This is a genomic window from Kitasatospora sp. NPDC032150 (genome assembly GCF_055579945.1).
In genome coordinates this window covers 1-17,881 of the sequence record NZ_JBVIMH010000042.1, presented here as the reverse complement: position 1 = coordinate 17,881, position 17,881 = coordinate 1, and the positions used below count along the sequence as shown (strand labels likewise).

General features: G+C 69.0%; 15 protein-coding genes. 5 read left to right on the top strand and 10 right to left on the bottom strand.

What is annotated here, in order from left to right; all coding sequences use genetic code 11:
• The first annotated feature begins 365 nt into the window (after positions 1 to 365).
• Positions 366 to 2,690: an SF1B family DNA helicase RecD2 gene (recD2, locus tag ACZ5ON_RS31690; protein ID WP_465599902.1), complete on the top strand. Its 2,325-nt coding sequence runs from the start codon at positions 366 to 368 to the stop codon at positions 2,688 to 2,690.
• 511 nt (positions 2,691 to 3,201) lie between these two features.
• Here recD2 and ACZ5ON_RS31685 read toward each other — a convergent pair.
• Complete coding sequence (locus tag ACZ5ON_RS31685; RefSeq protein ID WP_465599900.1) at positions 3,202 to 3,483, bottom strand: hypothetical protein; 282 nt, start codon at positions 3,481 to 3,483, stop codon at positions 3,202 to 3,204.
• A gap of 263 nt (positions 3,484 to 3,746) precedes the next feature.
• The gene (locus tag ACZ5ON_RS31680) at positions 3,747 to 5,921 is read right to left on the bottom strand and encodes a potassium transporter Kup (protein ID WP_465599899.1); all 2,175 of its coding nucleotides are present in this window, start codon (positions 5,919 to 5,921) and stop codon (positions 3,747 to 3,749) included.
• A 509-nt stretch (positions 5,922 to 6,430) separates the two neighbouring features.
• On the opposite strand from ACZ5ON_RS31680, the gene ACZ5ON_RS31675 reads away from it, so the two are divergent.
• Positions 6,431 to 6,997, top strand: a complete 567-nt coding sequence (locus ACZ5ON_RS31675) for a hypothetical protein (protein ID WP_465599897.1) — start codon at positions 6,431 to 6,433, stop codon at positions 6,995 to 6,997.
• A gap of 135 nt (positions 6,998 to 7,132) precedes the next feature.
• Here the strand turns inward: ACZ5ON_RS31675 and ACZ5ON_RS31670 are convergent, their stop codons facing one another.
• The 7 genes from ACZ5ON_RS31670 to ACZ5ON_RS31640 all read right to left on the bottom strand — a co-directional run bounded on the left by ACZ5ON_RS31670 (position 7,133) and on the right by ACZ5ON_RS31640 (position 12,441).
• The gene (locus ACZ5ON_RS31670; RefSeq protein ID WP_465599895.1) at positions 7,133 to 7,468 is read right to left on the bottom strand and encodes a hypothetical protein; all 336 of its coding nucleotides are present in this window, start codon (positions 7,466 to 7,468) and stop codon (positions 7,133 to 7,135) included.
• A 219-nt stretch (positions 7,469 to 7,687) separates the two neighbouring features.
• Positions 7,688 to 8,536, bottom strand: coding sequence for a GNAT family N-acetyltransferase (locus ACZ5ON_RS31665; protein WP_465599893.1), 849 nt, complete (start codon positions 8,534 to 8,536; stop codon positions 7,688 to 7,690).
• Positions 8,537 to 8,739: 203 nt separating this feature from the next.
• Complete coding sequence (locus ACZ5ON_RS31660; RefSeq protein ID WP_465599891.1) at positions 8,740 to 8,997, bottom strand: hypothetical protein; 258 nt, start codon at positions 8,995 to 8,997, stop codon at positions 8,740 to 8,742.
• Entirely contained in the window at positions 8,987 to 9,217 is a 231-nt protein-coding gene (locus ACZ5ON_RS31655) for a hypothetical protein (protein WP_465599889.1), read from the bottom strand. Before ACZ5ON_RS31655 ends, ACZ5ON_RS31660 begins: the two co-directional genes overlap by 11 nt.
• A 364-nt stretch (positions 9,218 to 9,581) precedes the next feature.
• The gene (locus ACZ5ON_RS31650; protein ID WP_465599887.1) at positions 9,582 to 10,091 is read right to left on the bottom strand and encodes a hypothetical protein; all 510 of its coding nucleotides are present in this window, start codon (positions 10,089 to 10,091) and stop codon (positions 9,582 to 9,584) included.
• A gap of 33 nt (positions 10,092 to 10,124) precedes the next feature.
• Entirely contained in the window at positions 10,125 to 11,714 is a 1,590-nt protein-coding gene (locus ACZ5ON_RS31645; RefSeq protein WP_465599885.1) for an MFS transporter, read from the bottom strand.
• Between the two features lie 7 nt (positions 11,715 to 11,721).
• The gene (locus tag ACZ5ON_RS31640; protein ID WP_465599883.1) at positions 11,722 to 12,441 is read right to left on the bottom strand and encodes a TetR/AcrR family transcriptional regulator; all 720 of its coding nucleotides are present in this window, start codon (positions 12,439 to 12,441) and stop codon (positions 11,722 to 11,724) included.
• Positions 12,442 to 12,677: 236 nt separating this feature from the next.
• Between ACZ5ON_RS31640 and ACZ5ON_RS31635 the strand changes: the two genes are divergently transcribed.
• The 3 genes from ACZ5ON_RS31635 to ACZ5ON_RS31625 all read left to right on the top strand — a co-directional run bounded on the left by ACZ5ON_RS31635 (position 12,678) and on the right by ACZ5ON_RS31625 (position 16,073).
• Positions 12,678 to 12,887, top strand: a complete 210-nt coding sequence (locus ACZ5ON_RS31635) for a hypothetical protein (protein ID WP_465599881.1) — start codon at positions 12,678 to 12,680, stop codon at positions 12,885 to 12,887.
• Between the two features lie 165 nt (positions 12,888 to 13,052).
• Positions 13,053 to 13,568: a DinB family protein gene (locus tag ACZ5ON_RS31630; protein ID WP_465599879.1), complete on the top strand. Its 516-nt coding sequence runs from the start codon at positions 13,053 to 13,055 to the stop codon at positions 13,566 to 13,568.
• A gap of 1,551 nt (positions 13,569 to 15,119) precedes the next feature.
• Positions 15,120 to 16,073, top strand: coding sequence for a hypothetical protein (locus ACZ5ON_RS31625; protein ID WP_465599877.1), 954 nt, complete (start codon positions 15,120 to 15,122; stop codon positions 16,071 to 16,073).
• Between the two features lie 99 nt (positions 16,074 to 16,172).
• Here ACZ5ON_RS31625 and ACZ5ON_RS31620 read toward each other — a convergent pair whose 3' ends face one another.
• Positions 16,173 to 17,339: an alanine--tRNA ligase-related protein gene (locus ACZ5ON_RS31620; protein ID WP_465599875.1), complete on the bottom strand. Its 1,167-nt coding sequence runs from the start codon at positions 17,337 to 17,339 to the stop codon at positions 16,173 to 16,175.
• Positions 17,340 to 17,881: the final 542 nt, after the last annotated feature.

Sequence of the window (17,881 nt, the reverse complement as noted above, 5' to 3'; positions counted from 1 at the left end):
ACGCACGACGGCTAACCCTCACTCGCTGCGTAAGCCCCTGTGTCCACAATCCGGTGGTCGCCTCAGTCACGAGGGTGTTCAGTTCTGTTGTCACAAACGGATCTTGAACGCCCTTTCCCCATGCCCGCAGACAGTCGGACTGATTCGTCTAGGGTTGGTGCCCGCGTCGCCGAGTGGCCAAGACAGGAAAATCATGGTCCGCGTCTCAGGCGTGGTGCTGTGCGGCGGCGGGGTGGGGCCGGGCCAGCCGAGACGACCCTGCCCAAGCGCGGAGTTGACGATTCGGTGGATCAGCGCGTCTCCACCCCGCTACGGTCGTGGTGATCAGGCTCGGCCGGTCGGCCTGGACCCCGAGGAGTACGTGCGTGGGCGAGCAACTGGAAACCGTCGAGGGCATCGTCGAACGCGTGGTGTTCGTACGCCGGGACGGCTTCACCGTCGTACGCCTGGGCGTGGCGGAGGGACAGAGCATCGGCGCGTCTGGGGAATGTCTGCTCGACGTCCAACCCGGCGAGACCCTTCGCCTGGAAGGCACCCGGTCCGTCCATCCGAAGTACGGCGAGCAGCTGCACGCCCGCTCCTGTCGGCACATCGCGCCGTCCAGCTGTCACGCGATCCGGGCCTACCTCTCCTCGGGCTTGGTGAAGGGCATCGGCAAGCGGCTGGCGGAGGCCATCGTCGACGAGTTCAAGGAGGACACCCTCGACGTCATCGACGAGACTCCCGAGCGGCTGTTGGAAGTCCACCTGATCGGCGCCAAGCGGTATGCCGACATCCTCGCTGCCTGGCAGCAGCACCAGGAGATCCGCCAGATCATGGTGCTACTGCAGGGCGCGGGCGTCTCGGCCACCCATGCCCCGCGCATCGTCCACCACTTCCGGGGCGTGCTGCAGGAGGCCACCGAGGTCTGCGAGGTGCTGGACATCGTCCGCGAGCACCCCTACCGGCTCACCGAGGTCAACCGACTCGGCTTCCGGACCGCCGACCGCGTCGCACTGTCCCTGGGTCTGCCAGAGCACGGTCCAGAGCGGCTCCAGGCCGCGATCCTCCACGTCCTGGACGAGGCCGCCGGACAACAGGGGCACTGCTTCCTCCACCAGGAGCAGCTCCTGCACGATGCGGCCCAGGTACTCGGCGGCGACCTGCGACACCTTCTGCCCGAGCAGCTCGACGTCCTGCGCTCCGAACGGCACGTCGTGATCGAGCCGCTGCCCGCCGACGACCGCCGAGAGGACCGAACGGCAGCGGAGAACGGTGGGCGCAGAGCCAAGCGGCGCGGGCCAGCGGTCTTCCACCGCAGGCTGCACGCCATCGAAGAGTCGGTGGCGCACCGCATCGGCAGGCTGTCACGCGCCAAGAGCCGACTCACGGGCATGGCTCGTTGGAGCGGCGGCGCGCTCCCCCTGCTGGACAGCGCCATCGAGCTGCATCCGGACCAGGAGAGCGCCGTGCGGATGGCCCTGACGCAATCGATCAGCGTGCTCACCGGCGGGCCGGGCTGCGGCAAGTCCTTCACCATCCGAGCGATCGTCGAGCTGGCGGAAGCCTCCGGCGCGCGGGTCAGCCTCGCAGCGCCGACCGGAAAGGCTGCCAAGCGGCTGAGCGAACTGACCGGACGCCAGGCCACAACCGTCCACCGGCTGATCTACCCGCCGCGCGTCAAAGCAACGGTGGAAGCGACCCTGTTCGACGCCCACGATCCGCTGGAAGCCGACCTCTTCGTTATCGACGAAGCCTCCATGCTGGACGTGCGCCTGTTCGACCTGCTCCTGGCGAAGATCCCCGCCGGCGCGCACCTCCTGCTCGCCGGCGACGTCGACCAACTCCCCAGCGTGGCACCGGGCCGGGTCCTGGCCGACCTGCTGCGCGTCAAGGCCATCCCCCGGGTCACGCTGACGCACATCTTCCGCCAAGCCACAGGCAGCAACATCACGACGAACGCCCACCGCATCCGCAACGGCGAGAGCCTGGCCAACGGCGGCGACTTCTGGTTCATCGAGGTGAAGGATCCCGACGCCCTCGCCGACGAGGTCGTCGACATCGTCACCCACCGGCTGCCCAAGAAGTACAAGGTCCCCCAGAGCGACATCCAGGTGCTGTGCGCCGCGAACAAGGGCGCCGTCGGCACCCATGAGCTGGGCCTGCGCCTGCAGGACGTCCTCAACCCCCAGCGCGAGGACGAGGCGGTGCACTGGAGCGACCGCCGCCCCTTCCGTGCCGGCGACCGCGTCATGCCCATCCGCAACAACCCCCGCAAAGGCACCAGCGGCGTCTTCAACGGCACCGCGGCCACGGTCACCGCCGTCGACACCAAGGAACGCACCGTCAGGATCCGACTGGAGGACGGTGACAGCGCCGACTACACCTTCGACGAACTCGACACCCTTCTCCACTCCTACGCCATCACCGTCCATCGCTCTCAGGGCAGCGAGTACGGCTTCGTCGTCGTCCCACTGCTCAAGGACTCCAGCACGCTCATGCTGCGCCAGAACCTGCTCTACACCGCGGTCACCCGCGCCAAGCGCATGGTCGTCCTGGTCGGCCAGCACGCCGCGTTGATGAAGGCACTCAACACCCCCGAACTCGGCCGCAACACCCGCTTGGCGGTCCGCGTCCGCGACGCAATCGCCGACGACGGCACCGCTCTCGGGCAACTGCGCGCCTCCGACGGCCAAGCGCCGCTGTACTGAGAAGCGATCCACGAACCCGTCACGGGGCTTGGGATTGGCACACGTGTTCCCTGGTTCCCGATTCGGGTGACCTCGGCGTTGTCGCCGCATGAAGACAGGGCCCCTGCGCAGCATGGAGGTTGTCGAGACCGAAAAGCCGCGAGGAGGCCCTGTTGCCGCTTTTTGCACGCCGCCGCCGCGGTCGGCGGCAACTCCGTTCCCCCAAGGTACGACTGCTTCGCGCACCGGTACGGAAACGCGGATGACCACGGCGAGCGTGTTCGACGCTACAACAGCGACATGACTGACGCCGAGTGGGCGGCGGTGCGGGACCTGCTGCCGGTGCCGGCGTGGATGGGCGGCTGGAGGGGTACTGCCACCGCCATGTGCTGGATACGATCCGTCACCTCGTCAACAACGGTGTCAAATGGGCCGCGTTTCGGCTGGCTCATACGCTCACGCCGCCTCGCCCGCGACTACGAGACCCGCGCTGACAGCGCCCAGGCCGTGATCCTCTGGTCCATGACCATGGTCATGGGTCGGCGCTTCGCCCGCCACCACCGCCGGGCGGGGGGCAGAGCGGGATGATGTCTTCGGTAGCCGGCGCACTTCGCCGCCATCGTCGCGGGGCCATCGTGGCGCGGTCCACCTCCACCGTCAGCACCGGCACCCCGATCTCCGGGGCCTGGAGCACCTCGTCCGCACGCACGTTGCGCCTGCCTCCACCGCCGAGCAGCGCGAACTCCACCTCCGTCGCCCAGAACGCCACCAGGCCGACCCCGCCCACCGAGTCAGGCGCGGTACCGCCACGCACGTGCGCGATACAAGCCCGCCCAGCCGGCTGCCCAGCATCGCCGGCCGGACCGAGCTCGCCGGCCTGAACGTGGTCGTCGTCCTGGTGGTCGTGGTCGAGCAGGGAGGGGCGCTGACGGGTGCTCGCAGGCGGCGTTCCGGTACGCGGCGATCAGCATCGCCGCCTGCGCTTGTCCCGCGTGCCGTGCCGGCGGGCGCGGGCGGCGCTCTGGCGGCCGAGCTACGCGGTCCGGTTGCCGTCCCCGCCTGCCGGGCCTTACCGCCTCACACCGAGACCTGGGCGCCCATGATGACGCACCTGTCGCTGGGGAGCCCGAAATACGCGACGGGGCTGCTCGTGTTGTTGGCGATGGTCATGAAGAGCTTCTTGCGCCAGCGCCGCATGCCCGGCGCTTCGGTCCTGATGATCGTCATCCGCGACAGGAAGTAGGACACCTCGTCCACCTGCAGCCCGTGGATCTGGCCCGCGTCAGGGTGCTGCGAGGCGAGCCGCAGGACCTGTGGGATGTTCGGCTCGTCCATGAAGCCGAAACGCGCAGTGAGGTGTGTGATGCCGTCATCGCTGTGGCCGAGGTCGTCGAAGACGCACCGCTCAGCTTCGGGGATGTGCGGCACCCGTTCCACCACGGCCGACAGGATGACCACGTTCTTGTGCAGGGTGTGGTTGTGCTCGACATTGGCACGCAGTGCCAGGGGAGTGGTCTCGATGTTGGCGTTGAGGAACACCGCGGTGCCGTCGACCCGGTGCACGGGCGGGTCCATCGCGTCGACCTCGTCGACGAACGCGCGCAGCGGGCCCTCTAGCGCCGTCCGGTTCGGGGTGACGATCTGCCGTCCCCGCTGCCACGTGATCAGGATCGTGAAGACCGTGAACGCGACCACCAGCGGCAGCCAGCCACCGTGCACGACCTTGGTGAGGTTCGCCGCGAAGAACGCGACCTCGCTGGTCAGGAAAACGACGGCGCCGAGCACGATCATCCAGACCGGCTTGCCCATCATGATGCGGGCCACGGCCAGGAAGAGCACGGTGTTGAGCACGAAGGTGGCGGTGACCGCCACGCCGTACGCGGAGGCGAGCGCGGCGGACGAGCCGAAGCCCACCACCAGGGCCACGACCGCACCGAACAGACCCCAGTTGATCACCGGCGCGTAGACCTGGCCGACCTCGTGCTCCGAGGTGTGCCGGATTGTCATGTGGGGAAGGACGCCGAGCTGCACCGCTTGGCGGGTGACGCTGAACGCACCGGAGATGACTGCCTGCGACGCGATGACGGTGGCGATGGTCGCCAGGATCACCATCGGGAACTGCGCCCAGCCGGGCATCAGGAGGAAGAACGGGTTCGCGATCGCCGACGGCGAGCGCAGGATGAGCGAGCCCTGGCCAAGGTAGTTGAGCGTCAGGGTCGGGAAGACCAGGAAGAACCAGGCGCGATGGATCGGCGCTCGGCCGAAGTGGCCCATGTCCGCGTAGAGCGCCTCGGCACCGGTCACGGCCAGCACGACCGAGGCCAGCGCGACGAACGCGATCATCCCGTGATCCAGGATGAAGCGCAGGCCGTACACCGGCGACAGCGCCTTGAGGATCGCGGGGTGGCTCGCCACCTCGCACGCACCGGCGGCGCCCAGGATGATGAACCAGACGGTCATGATCGGGCCGAACAGGTTGCCCACCAGGTTGGTGCCGTAGCGCTGGATCGCGAAGAGCAGCACCAGCACCGCGATCGTCGCCGGGATCACGAAGTCGCTCAGACCTGGAGCCGAGACCTTCAGCCCTTCGACAGCCGACAACACCGAGATCGCCGGCGTGATCATCCCGTCGCCGTAGAACAGCGACGCCCCGAAGATCCCGAGTGCCACCAGGATCACCTTGGTGTGCACCGACTTGAAGGACAGCTTCTGGACGAGGGCGGTCAGCGCCATGATGCCGCCCTCGCCGCCGTTGTCGGCGCGCAGGATGAAGGTCACGTACTTGACCGACACGATCAGGGTGATCGCCCAGAACACCAGCGAGATGACCCCGTACACCTGGTCCGGCGTCGTCCCGACTGCGTTGTCGTCGGCGGTGAAAACGGTCTGAATCGCATACAGCGGACTTGTGCCGATGTCGCCGAAAACGACGCCCAGCGCGCCGAGAGTCAAGGCTGCCATGCCGGGGCGGAGGCGACGGGGGCCGTTGCCGTCGGGCACACGGCCGGGTTCGGGTTCGGGGGCGGGGGCGGGTTCGGGGGCGGGTTCGGGGGCGGGTTCGGGTTCGGGTTCGGGGGCGGTCAGACTGTCAGGTGCGCTCTTGGCAAGTTCTATACGCATGATGAACGGAGATGATACGCATGGCGCGATCAGGCGACGGGGCCCCGGTACTCGAAGAACACGACGGGCTGCGGCCCGGGGCTCCACCCGGTTGAACCGGTCCGCGATTTGATCCATGACCTGGTCGAACATCGCACGCCAGCGGCCAGGTCCGTGACGGCGCCTAGGTCGCCGAGTCCGTCGGCGACGTCCTGAGGGGCTGACCAAAGGGCATGCGGCAATTGTCCGCAAGGAACGCCCGCACCCCGGCGCCCAGCCGCGCATCTCCGACGCTGAGGGAATGCGCCAAGTGTCGTTCTCGCTGCCGCACCCGAGCCGTTCCAGGGCGGGGTGCTCCCACGGGCGGGCGCAGGCCGCCAGTTGCGCCGTGGTTTGCTCGTCGCCGGTGCGGACATCGCCGTCCGCTTCGATGTCGGAAACGACCGCGACCCCGTCACGCTGCACCTCCACGTCACCCGCCTCGGCGAGGGGGCGCACTGGCTCGCCGGGGACTGCGACGCTACGCGCGTTGATCTAACGTTACTGACCAGTCATCAAAAGTTCTCCGGGTGTGGTCTGTCGAGACCTCCGGGCGGGTGATGCCATGAACACACCCGCCCGGCTGTCGTGTTCGGGCCGTTCATTCCTGGAGCTCACCCCACATGTTCTCCGCCAGACGAATCGTCACGCCCGTCGTCACGCTCACCCTCACCGCCGCCGGCCTCGCCCTCGGCACCGGCTCGGCCGGCGCCGCCCCGCTCGCCCCCACCGCGAGCGCCGCCACCGCCTCCTGCTCGCAGAGCTACCTGCCGCTGCCCGACCCCAACTGCACGCCGGGAGCCCTCAATCCGGACGTCACCCAGGACACCATCGACTCGACGATCTGCGTATCCGGCTGGACCGCGACGGTCCGCCCGCCGACCTCGTACACCAACAAGCTGAAGATCCAGCAGATAGCCGAGTACGGCTACTCCGACACCAACCCGGCGGACTACGAAGAGGACCACTACATCCCGCTGGAGCTGGGCGGTTCGCCGACCGACCCGGCCAACCTGTGGCCCGAGCCGCACTACGCGACCGACTCCAGCGGCATGGCCTCGTCCACCAAGGACTCGGTGGAGAACAAGCTGAAGCGCGCCGTGTGCAGCGGCCAGGTTCAGCTGGCGGACGCGCAGAACGCCATCGCCACCGACTGGACCACCGCACTGCAGAACCTCGGCCTGGCGTGAAAAGCCGCGGGGGTACGGGTGTCGTCTCCCGTACCCCCGCAGCGACACTCCCAGCGAGAACCGCATCATGGCCCTCATCGGCCACCGTTGGTCCCGATTCCAGGCGGTCCTGGCCTGCCACCAGAACGAACTCGCCTACCATGCAACCCAACTGCTACTCCAGGCGCTGAACTCATCAGCCAATACATGGACGCTGTCCGGCGAGGACCGTGCCGCCGCCCGCCCTGGCCGAGGAGCAGGCGGCAGTTCACCGGCTTTGGCCGTGAACGGGCCGAGGAGAGAGGTTCGGGCTTCCTGCGCGGTGCGCCGGAGCAGGATGGTGACGTCGTCGAGGTCGGGTCTTCCTTCGGCGAAGTCGCGGCCCCAGGCTGTCAGTTCCACGGCGATCGAGCGCATGTAGGAGCCGCCGCGGCCGGCCCACCACAGGGCCGTCGGGGACAGTGGTGCTGGGGGGTCGCCGGGGATCTGCATGGTTCCGATCTTCCGTCAAGTGCGCGTGGTCGCATGCCGGTATCACTCGACTTTCGGCGTTCCGGCCGGTTTGGGTGATCAGGCCGCGCTGGCTGCGGCCCAGGCCTGCTGGACGCGCGGATTTCCTGATCGATGGGTCGGCCTGGGCCGTTGGGCGTAATCGGGCGGCGATGATCACCCGGTGCGCTCGGCCAGGTTGCTCGTCACTGACCCACGCTCCTACTCGAAGTCCACGCCCAGCGCCTCCTGCACCACGCGGTAACCGAGCTTCCGATAAACGGAGTTGCTGGTGCGGTTCGCTACGTCGGCGAACAGCAGCACGTCCTCGGCGCCCTGAGCGGCGGCGTGCGCCGAGACCGCCGCGACCAGGCCACTGGCATAGCCGCGGCCGCGCAGCTCCGGCGGGGTGTAGACCGGCCCGATCCGGGACATGCCGGCGACCGTCGGGCTGGCCCCGGCGAAGCAGACCGGACGGCCCTCGTCGACCCAGAGGTGGAACGAGCCGTTGGCAATCCGCTGGCGGACCGCCGCATCGAGGTCCTCGCCGATCAGCGCGCCCGCCTCGGCAGCGAACGCGGCCGACCAGGCGACCAGCAGCTCGTGGTCCGCCTCGCCGGCAGGCTGCACGCCGCCGGCCGGGGCCGGGTCGGGCTCGACGGGCTCGGTCATCCGGTAGAGCACCTCGTGCATCCCGGGTTTCGAAGTGGTGCCGGTGAGCCCCTCCCAGGCGCGAGCGAAGATGGAGACCGTCATCTTCTCGCCGGCCGCGGAGTGCAGCGGTACACCGGCCTTGTGGAGGGCCCACGCCAGATCCTTGCAGGCCTGCCCGGACATCAGGCTGAGCCGCGGGCCGAACGGCGGGGTGTGCAAGAACGCACCGCGCACCGGCGCCTGCGGCTCGGGCCGCCACCAGCCGAACCGCGGCGGCTCGGAGCCGAAGGCGTGCAGATCGGCGGAGAGCCGATCCAGCACAGTGAGCAGTACGGTGTTCTGCACCGCTTCGGCCGCGAGGAAGTCGTACGCCGCGGCTCGGAAGTCGGCCAGCGAGGTCGTGAGGGTCCAAGTCATGCCCCATCGTCTCGCCGGTCCGCGGTCGGACGCACCCGAATTACGGCCGTGGTCATGCGCGCAGGGGAGGGATGTCTTTTCCCCCCCGCCGTTCACGGGTGCGTCAATGCGGACGGGTGGCCACCCAATGAGCAGCCGAAGGATGCCCCGCGGCAAGGCCGAAGCACCCCTCGGCTCGTTCGGGGAGATTCGAGGTACTGGCCTTAGACCTCGACGTACACCGCGATCACGATGCTTTTCAGGGCGGTCGCGACATAGATGACCCGGACGCCCTCGATCTCGTCTCGATAGTCGTGGATCGGCGCGTCAGCTCTCAACGTCCCAATGTCGGGGCGCACCGAGATGGCGACGAGTGCGCGGTCGAGGCGGTGCGTCTCGTCGGCGGTTAGCTTCTCGATCTGCTGGGAGGCCGGGGGGTGGAACAGGACCTGGGCCCGGCGGGGAGCATGGCTAGGCGACACGCTGCTCAGTCTGCCCGTTGGCGAGCTCGGCGAGGTGTCGATCGCGCAATTCCTCCCAGGGAACGCAATTCTCGGGGTCGGGCAGGCCGTTGACGGCAATATCTTCGATCACTTGAGCGAGCATCTCGGCGTCATGCCGCTCGCGGTTGGCCCAGGAACGCAGCGAGTCGGCCTCAGCCTGGCCGACGGGCTTCCGGCCGGTGTCGTCGTGCTCGGTCATGCTTCTTCTCCCGGTCGAACGGGTGACAGGCTTGCACACGCCTCGTGGGTGTGTGCGTCGCCACGCTATCCAAGCAGTGGCGGTCTCGGGGGACCACCTACCAAATTTCATAGGTGGTTCCGGCCGGGAAGCCGTCCATGCTGTGGAACCCACCTACCGACGGCGGAGGCTGATCCCCTCCGGTACTGCACCGTTCTCACGCCACGCCGTTCTGACGAGAAGCCGCTCGAGGCCTACGGGCCGTACCCAAATCTGGGTAAGGGGCTCCCTGGCCTGGAGGCCGTGCGTGCCGTGGGACCCCAGCGACCAAACTCGTCGTTGGGGTCCCACCCCCGTCAGGAGCGCCTACCGAGTTCGGTAGGCGCTAGCCGGCCCTGCCAGCCCGGAACTCCCGGACAGCCTGCGCCTCCTTGGGGAGGTTCTCGGCCATCACCACGGATGGCGCCGCCTGCTCAACGGCCGTGATCCACAGCTGCCCGACGTACGGGCCGCGATCCCCGTACTCCGGTTTCTCGCCCGCCACACTGGCGAGGGCTTCACGCCGGTCGGCCGGCACCTCGCTGAGGGCGGACAGAACGAGCCCGGCCAACGCGGTCTCGGCGGGACGGGCAAGCGTCAACCGCAGAGAGCCCTCGAGGTTACCCAGGAAGAAGTAGCCGTCTTGGCAGCGGCCGTCCTGCCGGAACTCGAGGCTGTCCTTCGGTGTCGGTAGTGCGGCGAAGAGGGACAGCACCCGCTGGTTGGCGGCGTGGACGGTGGGCCGCGCGGCATTAGCGGCGGCGAACTGCAGGGCGTGGCCCACCGTCAGGTTCGAAAGCTCGAGGTCTTCGGGGCAGTTGAGCGGATTCTCCAGGGTGGCGGAAGCCAGCTGCAATGGCTTCGGCCGCCCCTTGCTTTCGCGGTTGGCTCAAGCGGCGCCGGTCGAGGTCGCTGACAGGGCGAGTGGATCACGATGGTCCCGCCTGCGTCCGGGTAGCAGGGCCACGACCAGCAGGGCGCACCCGGCGAGTAGGCCGGCGGTCAGGGATGCGGCCTGCGCCATGCCGTGGACGTAGGCGTGATCTGCTGCATGGATGAGCTGTCGGCCACCCGTTGGGGAGAGGTGACGGGCGGCGTCATGGGCTCCGGCCACACCGGACCTGGCTGGGGTCGTGACCGCTGCGGGCAGGGTGCGCAGCGTGCCGGTGAGTTGTGCGCGGTAGCCGCCGTTCAACACACTCCCCAGCACCGCGGAGCCGAAGACGACACCGATGCCTTGGAGAGTGCGGGACATGGCGTTGCCGACCCCGCTCTGCTCCTCGGGCAGAGAAGCCAGCACCGTGTCCACCGACAGCGGGAAGACGAGGCCGAGCCCGAAACCGAAAACGATCAGTGCGAGGGCGGCGAGGCCGTATCCGCCCCCGGCCGGGACATGGGTGAGGATGCCGAGACCGGCCGCGCTGACCAGCATCCCGAAGGGAATCAAAACTCTCGGCCCCAGGCGTGGGGCGAGCACCTTCTCGCCGAGCGCTGCTCCCACCAGCATCGCAGCGATCAGAGGGAGCAACCGCAGCCCGGTGCCTTGGGCGTTGCTGCCCTGCACTACCTGCAGATAGGGCGTCAGCACGAACTGCGCGCCACTCAAAGCGAAACTGGTCACCGCGAAGGCTGCGGACCCCCAGGTGAAGCCGCGACTGGCGAACAGCGACAGGTTGATCAGTGGCGAGTCGGCACGCAACTGCCGTACCAGGAAGCAGGCCAGCAGCACACCACCGCCGATCAGCCCGCCTTGTACCGGCTCATCCCACCCGCGTATCGGTTGCTCGATCATGCCGTACACCAGCGCCGTCACGCCGGCCGCCGACAGCAGCGCGCCGGTCCAGTCCACCCGTGGCGCCGACGGATCCTTGCTCTCGGGGACCCACAGGACGACACCGATCAGGCCGAGCACGACGACCGGCCCGTTGATGAGGAAGATCGAGCCCCAGGCGAAGTGGTTGAGCAGCCAACCGGCGAGCAGCGGGCCCAGCGGCAGCCCGAGCATGGTGCCCATGGCGGTGACCGCGACAGCCCGACCGCGTTCGGCCGGCTCCGGGAAGAGCACCGGGAGCACCGCCAGCGCCATCGGCATGATCATTGCTCCGCCGGCCCCCATCAGCACCCGCATCGCGATGAGCTCACCGGCCGTGGTCACCTGGCTCGCGGCGATCGAGGAGGCGCCGAAGAGGACGAGACCGATCAGCAAGGTGGCGCGTCGGCCGAACCGGTCGCCCAGCTTCCCGGCTGGCAGCAGCAGGCCCGCCGAGGCGAGTGTGTACCCGACCGTGATCCATTGAAGCTGGCTGGTGGACGCGTCGAGTTTGAGCGACAGCGTGGGTAAGGCGGTCACCAGCACGTTGCTGTCCAACGCGACCACCAGGATGCTGATGGTGAGCGCCGCCAGCGCCCACCATCGTCCCCCTGGGCGCCGGGCCGTGGATGCCGCCCGGCGCCCGGGCGACGTCTGTGTGACGGACATTTTCCTCCTACTGGTATGCGCGCTGCAGTTGGGCGCGCTGGGTGTCGGTGATCGCGGTGAACATCGCAGCGACCTGGGCGTTGAGCGCGGCGACCGCCTCGGGCGGCTTGGGGCCCTCGGCCTCCAGTGCACGCTGGAGCACTCCTGACAGCAGGTCCGCCCGCTCCTCCAACGAAAGCCCGGCGTGTTCACCACGCACCTCGCTGGTCAGGAAGCCGCCCATGATGCTGCCCAGGACGTGACCGGCCGCCTCGGCGTCCAGGTCGGGGTGCAGTAGTCCCTGCCCACGCAGAAGTTCCAGGTAGTTGGGGTTCCCCGCCAGCTCGCGCTGAGCGGAGGCGACCGTCTCGTCCTTGGCGAGGCTGCCCAACACCTCGGTGTCAGACAGCAGCAGTGCCTGCACCAGAGGGCGGTCGACGACACCAAGAAAAATCGCCCGCATCAGCCGATGCGGCAGCGCCGACTCGGGCTCCTGGGACAGACCCGCGATCAGCTGGTCGAACAAGCGCATGGACTCGCGCTGCAGCACCGCCCAGAACAACGCCTCGCGCGTCTTCCAGTGCAGGTAGATCGTCCCCTTGCCGACCCCGGCCCGCCGGGCCACATCGTCGACCGACACCCGCCGGTATCCGTGCACCTGAAGCAACCCGGTGGCGGCATCGAGGATCCGCTCGGCTCGCAGCCGATGTGCGTCCGAGCCGCTGGACAGTCGTTGAGAATCACTCACAGCATCGACTGTATGACCAGATTTCAAAATTGGTCAAGCGTTCCATGGGTGATTACCCGCTCGAGGGTCGGCGAGGTGCTGGCTCCCGCGGACGAGAGCGGGCGAGGTCACGATCAGGCCGCCCGGGCGGCGTCGGCCAGCGAGGGGCAGGCCGTGGAGATGTCTTACCCGGACGCGGCTACGACCAGGGACGCGGACGGCGCCGCTGGCGTCGCCCGGACGCCGGCACCACGAAGGTGTTCCTGGAGGCCGACCTGCCCGGGTGCGCTGCGCCTCCAAAAGCGCTGGTACGCCGCCGAGGCGGTCTGGGCGGACACCCCAACGAGGAGACGGAGGAGGCCTTCGCCGCGGTTGGCGCCGAACTGTACTTCCACCCCTACTGGGACACCGTCGACAACCGGTTCGAGGCCACCGTCGCCGTACGGGAGACGGCCCGCGCAGCGTAGCCGGACGCAGCTTCCGAGGATGGCCGCCGAGCGGGGTTGCTCCCGCCGGCGCCGAATCCACATGTCCTCTGACAGGTGATCTTGACCGTTTGCCAGGTGAGTTCGACCGGCCCGGAGCCGGAAATTACCAGCGGCCACGCAGCGGACCCACTATTGTCAACTCCCATGGTGCTTCCATCCCGTACGCGTCCCGCCTACGACGCCGACGAGCGGACTCAACTGATCGCCTGGCTCAACATGCAGCGGGCGATCGTTCACTGGAAGTGCGAGGGGCTGCCAGCCGAGAGCGCCCACCGGGTCGTGATCCCCACGTCGCCGCTGATGACGGTCGCGGGCCTGGTCTCCCACCTGCGGTGGGTTGAGCACTGCTGGTTCGAGGTCATGTTGATGGGGCGTCCGGCGACCGGTCCGCAGTTCGACGAGTCGATCGAGGACGCGGACATGCGGGTCGAGAACGTGCCGCTGGAGCAGCTGCTGCGCGAGTACGCCCAGCAGTGCGCCGTCTCGGACGAGATCATCGCGGCCCACCACCTGGACGACGCCGGGCGCCAGAAGGACTTCCGGGCCGGGGCGGCAACCCTGCGCTGGACGCTGATGCACATGATCGAGGAAACCGGTCGGCACGCGGGCCATCTGGACGTCGTGCGCGAGTTGCTCGACGGCGAGAAGGGCTACTACTGAGCAGCGGCGCCGCACCCAGCGGGCAAGGTCCGTCCAACAGAGCGGTCAAACTCACTGGCAAACGGTCAAGATCTCATGCCAGACGTCACGCTCAGCTGACCTCCGAGGTGATCTCGACCGTCTGCCAGGAGACTTTGGCGGCTGGCGGTTCCCTGCCAGTTGATCCTGTCCGGCCGTGGTGAGAACTGCCGATGTTCGGCTGGCTTCGCGCGGGTGACTCCGCTCCACCGCCCCAGTTCCTCTGGGTGGCCACCGACCGCCATTGTGAGGACGACGGCTGCCGTCTGCTCCGGTGTGGGCTCGCCGTTGCGGCGGGAGAGCAGAGCCATCGGCCGGGCCGGGGTGCTCGGCTGCTCACCGTCGAAGGGGTGCCAGTTCCAGGCTGCGTCGAATCGCCAGGCATGCCCGTGGGGTCGGCGATTTCATCGCTATCTTGCGGATCTCAGTCATGTGACGCTGAGTTGCGATCAAGTCCGAAGACCTCGCCCTTGCCCTGGTGTGGCTGGCCGATCGTCTGGCAGCACAGCTGTGCCGTCGCCCGGCAGTGGAACGAACATGACTGAGTCCCCCAGAAGTTGCTCGGAAGCCCCGAGCGGTCGCCCGGAGCCGTAGTGCGGTAGTTCGGTCCATGCGGCCGTGCGTGCGTTGGTCTCCGCCCGTCCCCCGGTGTTACGCGGACACCGCCGACCTGTGAACCTGGCTCATCATCGCCGCCCACACCCAGCTCCGCCTCGCCCGCCCCCTCACCGAGGACCTACGCCACCCGGGGCTTCGGACTGGGGCGAGAAAGAGGAGCCCCCGGAATCAAGCCCCGGGCATCTCAGCCTGCCCATTGACAGGCCCAACCCTCATGGGTGCGATTCCCACGATGCACGCTGCTCAATGGACTCGACAGCGTCCACCCCGGCCTGCCAGGATGCGTCCATGACCTACGGAATCGAGTCCAACTCCGCCCGGTGAGCGCCCAGGAGGAGCGCGAGACGCTCACCAGCTCGCCCGCCCTCTACGAGTGGGCCCTGCGCCTGCTGCACGAGTCGCCCGACCGACTGCCGCCCGAGCGCGACTACCGCTTCCCCACTGCAACCGGCATCGGCGAGTCCGAGGAACCCGACGAGCCCGCGCTCGCCCGAGCCGTGGTCGGAGCCGCTGTCCGGGCCGCACTGACCCCACTCCCGCCCGACGCCGCCACACTGCACGGCAGGCTGGCCTCCCTCGTCTTGCCCGAGCGGCAGCTGTGGGTGATCCGGTCCGCCGTCCAGGCGTTGTCGCTGCCCGTGGAGGAGCAGGACGCCGCCCGCACGCTGGCCCGGGAGCTGGTCCGCACCGGCACCACCGTGGCCGCGGTCAGCGTGGGCGTGGCCCTGCTCGGCCGTGTCGGCGAACCGCAGGACGCGCTGCCGCTCTCGCTGCTCGGCGTCTTCCCCCAATTCTCCGGCCTCGCGGTGGCGGCCCTCGACCGGATCAACCGCCCGACCGCCGCCGCAACCTGGCTCGCCGCGACCCGCCATCGGCCGGAACTGCGTCCACTCGTCCGCGCCGTGCGGGGCCGGGGTGCTGCTGGACTGGGCACCCGGCGAGCGCGAAGCGCTGCTCGAGACGCTCGGCACGCTGCTCGCCGAACCCCGCTGGGCCGACGCCGTCGGCGCCGTCAAGGCGGTCAAGGCGGGCGCGGGCAGTGCCGAGCCCGAGCAGCGGCTACGGGCCGGCTGGATCCGGCGCACCGGGCGGCGACCTTTCGAACTGCCGTCTCCCGCACAGCGGTTGCGGTTCGAGGTGGTGGTGGGCGAGCCGGTGGACCGGGAGCCGGTGGAGGTCCGGATCCTGCTCGACGGGCGTCCGCTGGTGCCGGAGGCCTTCGGGCTCGGGCCCGCGAACGCCCCCGAGTACCTGCTGGACCAGGGCCGGCTCCAGGCGGGGCCCGAGCCGCGCGAGGTGCAACTCGCCGAGGCCTACTGCACCGAGGGCTGTTGCGGAGCGCTCCACGTCACCATCCGCCGCGAGGGTGACGAGGTGGTGTGGGACAACTGGCGCAGGCCCGCGCGGCATCCGCATCTTCCGCACACCAGGGCCGAGTTGCCCGCCTACCGGTTCGACGCCGCCTCCTACGACGCCGAACTCGCCCGGGTCACGGCCGACCGCTCCTGGTCCTGGCCCGCCCGGACCACGGCCCGCCTGATCACGGCAGGGCTGGCCGAGCACCCGGAGGTGCTGCTGCGCTGGGAGGCGCGAGCGGGCTGGGTGACCAGCGGTCACCAGAACCCGGACACCGTTGTGGTGACCTTCTGGTACCTGCCCGGGCTGGTGGTCGGCGACCAGCGCCCACTCAGCGACGGATTGCAGTTCTGGTGGGAGGTGCCGAACGACGGCCGCCCGCCCGAGGAGCAGGCGGCCGCGGTGCTTCGCCGGCTGGCCGAGGAGGACCCGAGGAACTACGCAAGGTTCTGCGGCGGCAACGGCGCGCTGGCCAAGGAACTGGGGTACTCCTGGCCGTCTCACAATTCGTGACTGATCGTCACTACGGCGCCGTCCGTCACATCACGCTCCTTCTGGGAGTGCTCATAAGCGCGGCCCGCTCCGGTGCTCAGGCTGTCAAGGGACGGACGGTCACTGCGACCGCAGGTTCAGGACGAGGTCGCGCGGCAGGCCGTGCGTGTCGTGGAGGTAGTGGAGGTCGTCCTCGCTGAGCGGCCCGCGGAATCGAGGGCGGGACAGCACCTGCCGGCCGCGCTCCAGGAGACGGCCGAACCGGCGCTCCTCGTCGAGCAGCACCTGGCGGACCGCGTCCGAGCCCATGTCCTGGCGGAAGTGGTCCAGGGTGTGCCGCACCAGCTCGTCCGGCAGGTTCCCGAGTCCGCGCTGCGGGTCGTCCCGGCGGAGCACGGTGAGCACCCGGCGCACCAGGCGGCGCAGCACGTAGCCACGGCCGGTGTTGGACGGGCGCACGCCGTCGCCGATGACGACGATGGCCGAGCGCAGGTGGTCGCAGACCAGGCGCAGTGACGGTTCGTCCAGCTGCCACAGGGTCGGTACGAGGCGGCGCCAGGGGTCGAAGACGTCGCATTCGAATACCGACGACCGGCCCTGCAGCAGCGAGGAGAGCCGTTCCAGGCCGAGGCCGGTGTCGATGTTGCGCTGCGGGAGCTGGACGAGCGAACCGTCGACGAGCCGCCGGTGGCGCATCATCACGTGGTTCCACACCTCGACCCACCGGTCGTCCCGTGTGGGCGTCGACTCCGGCGGGGTGTCGCCGGTCCACAGGAAGATCTCCGAGTCGGGGCCGCACGGGCCGGTCGGTCCGTTGGACCACCAGTTGTCCTCGACGGTGAGCTCGACCGGGACTCCGCGGTCCTGCCACAGCTCCAGGGAGGCGATGTCCGGGCCGACCTGGTCGTCGCCACCGAAGACGGTGACGTGGAGCAGGCCGGGATCGATGCCGAACCCGTCAGTGAGCAGTCCGTAGCCCCAGGCGAGGCTCTGCGGGCCCTCGTAGTCGCCGAGCGACCAGGTGCCGAGCATCTCGAAGACGGTGAGGTGGGTGCGATCGCCGACCTCGTCGAGGTCCGTGGTGCGCAGGCAGCGCTGCACGTTGACCAGCCGCCTGCCGAGCGGGTGCGGGTGCCCCTCCAGGTAGGGCGTGAGGGGGTGCATGCCCGAGGTGGTGAACAGCACTGGGTCGCCGGGCGGGGGCAGCAGGGTCGAGCCGGTGATCCGGCGGTGGCCGCGCTCCTCGAAGTACTCGATGAAGGCGCGGACGAGCTGGTCGGTGTTCATGGGGGTGGCTCCTTCGCGTGTGTGCCAGGGGGAGGCGCCGGACAACGAGTCCACGCGATCAACGGAACCGAGGAGGGAACGCCTCGAAACCACCACCGGCGGACCGTTTCCGGTCGCCGGGGGGAGAAGGACGTACGTCAGGCGGCGGCAACCGGCGAGCTGGTCGCTCGCGCGGCTGCGCTGATGCATCGGTCCATGACGTCCATGCCTCCGAGGCTAACGCCACGCGCGCACCCCGGGCCACACAATTTACGGTCAGTCACCGGCCCGGGCCCGGCGGATGCGGTACAGCCGTGCCAGACGGGCGGCCGCACCCGGGTAGCGTGCGGCGATCAGGTCGAGGTTGGCGTCCACGTTGCCGTCGGCGATGGCCGGAGGAGGTAACCAAGCTCGCCTTCGGCCCGTTCCACGCGTTCGGCGAGGACGGCTTTCCGGGTGAATGCGGAATGCCCGGAAATGCGGAAAGCCCCTCCCGGTATCCCCGGGAGGGGCTTTCACTAAAAATTGTTCGGCGGCGTCCTACTCTCCCACAGGGTCCCCCC